This is a genomic window from Kitasatospora sp. NPDC093558, assembly GCF_040683475.1.
Taxonomy (GTDB): Bacteria; Actinomycetota; Actinomycetes; order Streptomycetales; family Streptomycetaceae; genus Kitasatospora.
In genome coordinates this window covers 1-1,114 of record NZ_JBFBDY010001350.1, presented here as the reverse complement: position 1 = coordinate 1,114, position 1,114 = coordinate 1, and the positions used below count along the sequence as shown (strand labels likewise).

The following is a 1,114-nucleotide window of genomic DNA, read 5'->3' as shown; positions in this document are numbered from 1 at the left end:
GGCCGTCGACGCGTTCGCTGACGGAGTCGCGGGCGGTGAGGACGAGGATGGGGATGCGGTCGCCGAGGGCGCGCAGGCGGCGGCAGACGGCGAGGCCGTCGAGGACGGGCATGAGGAGGTCGAGGACCATGGCGTCGGGCTGCCAGGAGGCGACTTCGGTGAGGGCGGCGAGGCCGTCGGCGGCGCCGCGCACCTGGTAGCCCTCGATGGCGAGGCCGTCCTCGACGGCGGCGCGCACCTCGGGGTCGTCGTCGACGACCAGCACTCGTTGCCCGTTGGCTTGCCCGTTGATCATGTGGGCCAGCCTCTCAAATCGTCTCTGAGAAGTCTCTTATACGGCCTGAGCAGGCTCGTCGGCATGTGGACGACGACAGAACACGAGAGCCCCGAGGAGCATCCGCCGCTGTCGGTGGTGATCGGGGCGGGCGGCACGGGTGGACACATCTACCCGGGCCTGGCGCTGGCGGAGGCACTGCGCCGGGCCGATCCGCGGGCGGTGATCTCCTTCGTGGGCACCGAGCGCGGCCTGGAGACGACGCTGATCCCGCAGGCGGGCCACCGGCTGCACACCGTCGACATGATCCCCTTCGACGCCTCGCTGGGCCCGCGGCGCTACCTGCTGCCGGCGGCGCTGGTGCGTTCGGGCCGGCGGTGCCGGGAGATCCTGCGGGAGCAGGGCGCGCAGGTGGCGGTGGGGATGGGCGGGTACCCGAGTGCGCCGGTGATCGTGGGTGCGCGGATGGCGGGGCTGCCGAGCGTGGTGCACGAGTCGAACGCGGTGCCCGGGCGGGCCAACCGGTTCGCCGCCCGGCTCACCCCGCACGTGGCGCTCGCCTTCGACCGCACGCGGGAGCACCTGCCGGCCGGGCGGGAGGTGCAGACGGTCGGGATGCCGCTGGTGGGGGCGGTGGCCCGGCTGGAGCGGGCGGCGCTGCGGGCCGAGGCGCGGCGGCACTTCGGCGTGCCGGAGGGCGCCGGGCTGCTGGTGCTCAACGGCGGCAGCCTGGGGGCGGCGCGGCTGACCGCGGCGGCCGTCGAGCTGGCCGGGCGCTGGCGCCACCGCACGGACCGGCGGCTGCTGGTCAAGACCGGTCCGGCGGCGCTCCCCGGGGTG

General features: G+C 75.3%; 2 protein-coding genes. One reads left to right on the top strand and one right to left on the bottom strand.

Annotation, left to right across the window (positions count from 1 at the left end; translation table 11 throughout):
• On the bottom strand, window positions 1-295 hold a 295-nt coding region (locus tag AB0O00_RS40900; RefSeq protein ID WP_363659724.1), incomplete at its 3' end, for a response regulator.
• 63 nt (window positions 296-358) lie between these two features.
• Between AB0O00_RS40900 and AB0O00_RS40895 the strand changes: the two genes are divergently transcribed.
• Window positions 359-1,114, top strand: a 756-nt coding sequence (locus AB0O00_RS40895; RefSeq protein WP_363659723.1) for a UDP-N-acetylglucosamine--N-acetylmuramyl-(pentapeptide) pyrophosphoryl-undecaprenol N-acetylglucosamine transferase, incomplete at its 3' end; no start/stop codon positions are given.